Annotated in this window: 6 protein-coding genes; 3 read left to right on the top strand and 3 right to left on the bottom strand. The window is 72.8% G+C overall.

All coding sequences use genetic code 11. The annotated features are described in order from the left end of the window. The 3 genes from VN520_RS10275 to VN520_RS10265 all read right to left on the bottom strand — a co-directional run. Positions 1 to 579: hypothetical protein (locus tag VN520_RS10275; RefSeq protein WP_325746559.1), on the bottom strand; the 579-nt coding region annotated here is incomplete at its 3' end. Between the two features lie 227 nt (positions 580 to 806). After that, positions 807 to 1520, bottom strand: coding sequence for a GntR family transcriptional regulator (locus VN520_RS10270; protein WP_325746558.1), 714 nt, complete (start codon positions 1518 to 1520; stop codon positions 807 to 809). Positions 1521 to 1611: 91 nt separating this feature from the next. Continuing rightward, on the bottom strand, positions 1612 to 2985 hold the full coding sequence (locus tag VN520_RS10265; RefSeq protein ID WP_325746557.1) for an aspartate aminotransferase family protein: 1374 nt from the start codon (positions 2983 to 2985) through the stop codon (positions 1612 to 1614). A 193-nt stretch (positions 2986 to 3178) separates the two neighbouring features. Between VN520_RS10265 and VN520_RS10260 the strand changes: the two genes are divergently transcribed. From VN520_RS10260 to VN520_RS10250, 3 genes are all read left to right on the top strand, one after another. After that, complete coding sequence (locus VN520_RS10260) at positions 3179 to 3553, top strand: DJ-1/PfpI family protein (protein ID WP_325746556.1); 375 nt, start codon at positions 3179 to 3181, stop codon at positions 3551 to 3553. Further along, on the top strand, positions 3550 to 4026 hold the full coding sequence (locus tag VN520_RS10255) for a MarR family winged helix-turn-helix transcriptional regulator (RefSeq protein ID WP_325746555.1): 477 nt from the start codon (positions 3550 to 3552) through the stop codon (positions 4024 to 4026). The genes VN520_RS10260 and VN520_RS10255 overlap by 4 nt, the downstream gene beginning before the upstream one ends. 83 nt (positions 4027 to 4109) lie before the next feature. Next, a partial coding sequence (locus VN520_RS10250; RefSeq protein ID WP_325746554.1) for a serine/threonine-protein kinase occupies positions 4110 to 5153 on the top strand: 1044 nt, incomplete at its 3' end.

Raw genomic sequence — 5153 nt, 5'->3', positions numbered from 1 at the left:
CCGCTCCCGGGCGAAGGGACTCTCGTCGTACGGCGCCGGGGCGGCCCGTTCCTCCAGTGTCGTCGGGCCGGCGGGCGGGAGAGGGGCGGCCGGCGGGTTCGCCGGGTCGATGCCCAGGGACGGGGCGACGAACTCCAGTTCACGCAGCAGGCCGTGGGAGGAGCCCAGTGGGCCGCCGCCCTCCAGGAGGTCGTCGTCGGAGAGCGGATGGGGGAAGTCCACCGGGACGTACGCTCCGGCGTGGTCGTAGTGCCACACCAGGTGCGACTCCTGCGCGCTCTGCTCGAACATCTCCAGCAACTGCTCGTAGTCCCCGCCCAGTTCGCCGACGGGCGTGACGGCGAGACCGCTCAGCTGGAGCAGGTAGGCGCGGCGCAGGAAGTGCAGGGCGTCGTAGTCGAAGCCCGCGACCGGGGCGACGTCCCCGGTGAGGCCCGGCATGTAGGCGTAGACGGGCACGGGCGGCAGCCCCGCCTCGGTCAACGCCTTGTCGTAGACGGCGATCTCTTCGGCGAACGGGTTGTCGGGGCTGTGGCACAGCACATCGACGAGGGGGACCAGCCACAGGTCACAGGCCACGAAGTCTCGCTCTCCAACGGTTCGTGCGATGGTCGGGCCAGCGTAATGCGGCCGGGACCGCGCGCACAGGGTGCGGGCGGTCCGCAGTCCGGTCGCACAGCGTGCGGCGGTCCGCGGACCGGAGGAGACCCGGCCACGAGCCCGGACCCGGACCCGGAGGAGACCCGGCCACGAGCCCGGACCCGGAGGGCACCCGGCCGCGCGGTCCGGCTCGGGCCGGTGTGCGCTCAGCCGTGGCCCGGGTGCGGGGGGTTGCCGGCGGCCAGCCGGTCCGCCCACTTCAGCCCGTGCGCGTAGTAGGCGTCCAGCACCGCTCGTACGGCGGGCCCGTCGGCGGCCGTGATCGCCTCCACCAGTTCCTGGTGGCCGTTCCACAGCCAGTCGCACACGTCGGCGTCCCCGCGCAGATACGGCACGGCGAAGGCCCAGGCCTGCATCCGCAGCCGTTGCAGGAACTCACTGATGTAGGTGTTGTCGATGACCGCGCCGAGCTCCCGCCAGAACCGCAGGTCGTAGCCGATGAGGATGTCCAGGTCTCCGCTGCGCGCGGCCCGCGCGGCCTCCTCGGCCCGGCGGCGTACGGACACCAGGGCGGTCCGGTGGGCACCGAGCACGGCGGGCGCCGATCCGGTCCCGTCGAAGATCCTCCGGAACACCCCGTTTATCACCAGGGCGCGCGCCTCCACCATCGACCGGTAGTCGGCGACGGTGAATTCACGGACCCGGAAGCCGCGGTGCTGGTCGGATTCGAGCAGTCCCTGTGCGGAGAGATCGAAGAGCGCTTCCCGGACGGGCGTCGCGGACACCCCGTACTGCTCGGCGATCTGCTTGACGGTGAACTCCACCCGTGGCCGCAGACGCCCCGCGAGCACCTCGTCACGCAGCGCGTCGGCGATCTGCTGCCGGAGCGTACTGCGGGTCACACCTCCGCTCGCACCCACGACGCCCCCTCCCGTTCTCGGCTTGGGTCACCATAAGCCAGGGCCTGTGCCCGGTTCCGGGCACGGGGGAGGGCGCCACGTCCGGTGTCGTCTACACGGTGTGCTCGTCGGCGACCGAGAGGGCCGCGTCCAGGGCCGCCAGACCCTCCTTCGCCTCGGCCTCGGTGATGTTGCAGGCGGGGACGACATGGGTGCGGTTCATGTTGATGAAGGGCCAGATCCCGTTCCGCCTGCAGGCCGCGCCGAAGGCCGCCATCGGGGCGTTGGCCTCGCCGGTCGCGTTGTACGGGACCAGCGGTTCGCGGGTCTCCCTGTCGCGGACCAGTTCCAGCGCCCAGAAGGCGCCGAGCCCCCGCACCTCGCCGACGGACGGGTGGCGCTCGGCGAGCTCACGCAGGCCGGGTCCGAGCACGTGCTCGCCGAGGTGTGCGGCGCCCTCGACGATCCTCTCCTCCTCCATGACCTCGATCGTGGCCACGGCCGCCGCGCAGGCCAGCGGATGACCTGAGTAGGTGAGTCCGCCGGGGTAGGGGCGGGTCTCGAACGTGGCGGCGATCTCGGCGCTGATCGCGACGCCGCCGAGCGGCACGTAACCGGAGTTGACGCCCTTCGCGAACGTCATGAGGTCCGGTACGACGCCTTCGTGGTCGGCGGCGAACCACTTCCCGGTGCGCCCGAAGCCGGCCATCACCTCGTCCAGCACGAACACGATCCCGTACCGGTCGCAGATCTCGCGGACGCCCGCGAGGTAGCCGGGCGGCGGCGTCATGATGCCGGCCGTGCCGGGGATCGTCTCCAGGACGACGGCCGCGACGGTCGCCGGCCCTTCGAAGACGAGGGTGTCCTCGAGGTGCTGGAGCGCGCGGGCACACTCCTCGGCCTCGGTCCGCGCGTGGAACGGGGAGCGGTAGAGGAACGGCGCCCAGAAGCGGACGACCCCCGCCGATCCGGTGTCGGACGCCCAGCGGCGCGGGTCACCGGTGAGGTTGATGGCGGTGGCGGTGGCGCCGTGGTACGAGCGGTAGGCGGAGAGGACCTTCTGGCGCCCGGTGTGCAGCCGGGCCATCCGGACGGCGTTCTCGACGGCCTCGGCGCCGCCGTTGGTGAAGAAGATCTTGTCCAGGTCGCCCGGGGTGCGTTCGGCGATGAGGCGCGCCGCCTCCGACCGCGCCTCGACGGCGAACGCGGGGGCGAACGTGGCGAGTCTGCCTGCCTGTTCCTGGATCGCGGCCACCACCGCGGGGTGCTGGTAGCCGATGTTGGTGAAGACGAGACCGCTGGTGAAGTCCAGGTAACGGTTGCCTTCGTAGTCCCAGAAGTACGCCCCCTCGGCGCCGGCGACGGCGAGCGGGTCGATCAGGCCCTGGGCGGACCAGGAGTGGAACACGTGCGCGCGGTCGGCGGCCTTCACGGCCGCGCCCGCTGCGGGGTCGGCGTACGGGGCGCGGGGGGCATCGGGGCTCATACGGCGAGCGTATGCGGCGGCCCGGCCGTCCTCCATGGCCACTGTGTACGGCATGGGCCGCCAGGCTCGGCAGGGTGTCGGGTCCCGGCCGGTACCGGGACAAGACATTGACAGCATGCTGACACCATGACAGCTCACTGTCATCAGGTTCCGCGCCCCGCCACCGGAGCGTGCCCCGCCACCGGAGGCCGACATGACCGGCACGGCCGTCCGCCTGGCCGTCCACGACACCTTCGCCGACTGGGAACCGGGCTTCGCCACCGCCCAGCTCACCCGGCACGGCCGTACCGTGCGCACCGTCGGCCTCACCACCGCACCCGTCACCACCATGGGCGGGATGCGCGTCCAGCCCGATCTCTCGCTCGGCGAGCTCACCCCCGGCGACAGCGAGCTGCTGATCCTCACCGGTGCCTCCCTCCGGGACACGGGCGACACCCTGGCCCCCTTCGCCCGCGAGATCTTCGGACTGCTCGGGGTGTTCGAGCCGGAGAGGCCGGAGAAACCGGACGCCTGGTACCGGCTCTTCCACGACTCGGACGCCCGGGCGTACGAGGTGCTCGAACGGTGAGCACGGAGAACCAGGAGAGGTTCGGCCGCACCGCGATCGGGGTGTTCCGGCTCAACGGCAGGTTCCTGTCCGTGGCGGAGCAGCTGGCCGGGCCGGCCGGCCTCACTGCGGCTCGGTGGCAGGTCCTCGATGCGGTCCTGACCGAGCCGCTTCCCGTGTCGGGGATCGCCCGTTCGATGGGGCTCACCCGGCAGAGCGTGCAGCGGATCGCCGATCTGCTGGTGGACCAGGGCCTCGCCGAACACGTCGCGAATCCGGCACACCGGCGGGCGAAGCTGCTCCGGCCCACCGCGCAGGGCCGGGCCGCGGTGAGCCGGTTGGACCCCGCCCACGGGGAGTTCGCACAGCGGCTGGCCCAGGAGCTGGGCGAGGAGGAGTTCGCCCGGACCGTGCAGGTGCTGGAGCGGCTCTCGGCCGCCATGGACGCCCTGGCCTCCCCTTCCGGGACGCCGCCGGAGTCGTCCGCGGACTGAGGGCGGCCCCCGGGCCACGGGCCACGCGCGCCGTTATTCTCGTCCCACGGTCCGCCATGGCCGTACGGGGGAGGAAACGCACCATGGAGAAGCTGAGCTCCGGCGATCCGCAACGCATCGGCGCCTACCGCTTGCTGGGGCGCCTCGGAGCCGGCGGGATGGGCCAGGTGTTCCTCGCCCGCTCGGACCGGGGCCGCACCGTCGCCATCAAGCTGGTCCGTCCCGAGCTCGCCCAGCAGCAGCATTTCCGTGACCGTTTCCGGGCGGAGGTCCAGGCCGCCCGGCGGGTCGGCGGGTCCTGGACCGCCCCGGTGCTCGACTCCGGCGTCGACGCGGCGGTGCCGTGGGTGGCCACCGGTTACGTCGCCGGTCCCTCGCTCCACCGCATCGTCTCCGGCCGGCCGGGCGCCCCCGTGGCCGAGGCAGGGGCGTACGGCCCACTTCCCGGGCGCTCCGTCCGCGTTCTGGGCGCCGGGCTCGCGGAGGCTCTCCGGGACATCCACCGTGCCGGACTGATCCACCGCGATCTGAAGCCGTCCAACGTCCTGATGACGATCGACGGCCCCCGGGTCATCGACTTCGGTATCGCCCGTGCTCTGGAGACCGTCGCCGACGGCGGTCTCACCCGGGCCGGCGCGGTGATCGGCTCACCCGGTTTCATGGCGCCCGAACAGGTGCGGGGCGAGCGTGTGACGACCGCGTGCGATGTGTTCTGCCTCGGTTCCGTGCTGGCGTACGCGGCGACCGGCCGGCTGCCGTTCGGAGCGGCGGACAGCGGGGACCACGCGCTGATGTTCCGGATCGCGCATGAGGAGCCGGACCTCACCGGTGTGCCCGTCGCCCTGGTCGAGCTGATCCGGGACTGCCTGGCGAAGGACCCGGCCGCGCGCCCCTCCACGGACACCGTCCGGGAGCGGCTGGGCGGCACGGACACGGCGGAGCCGTGGCTGCCGGGGGTGCTGATCGCCGAGCTGGGCCGGCACGCCGTGGAGCTGCTGGATTCCGAGGACCCGGAGGAGAGCGGGCCGGAGGAGAGCCGGCCGGAGGAGAACCGGCCGACGCCGGCCGGCCCGGCGCGGAGCGGCCCGGAGACGGCCGGCCCGGCGCGGAACCCGCAGGCGGCGATG

The organism is Streptomyces sp. (genome assembly GCF_035563135.1).
Taxonomy (GTDB): domain Bacteria; phylum Actinomycetota; class Actinomycetes; order Streptomycetales; family Streptomycetaceae; genus Streptomyces.
The sequence above is the reverse complement of the archived record's forward strand: the minus strand, read 5'-3'. Positions and strand labels throughout refer to the sequence as shown.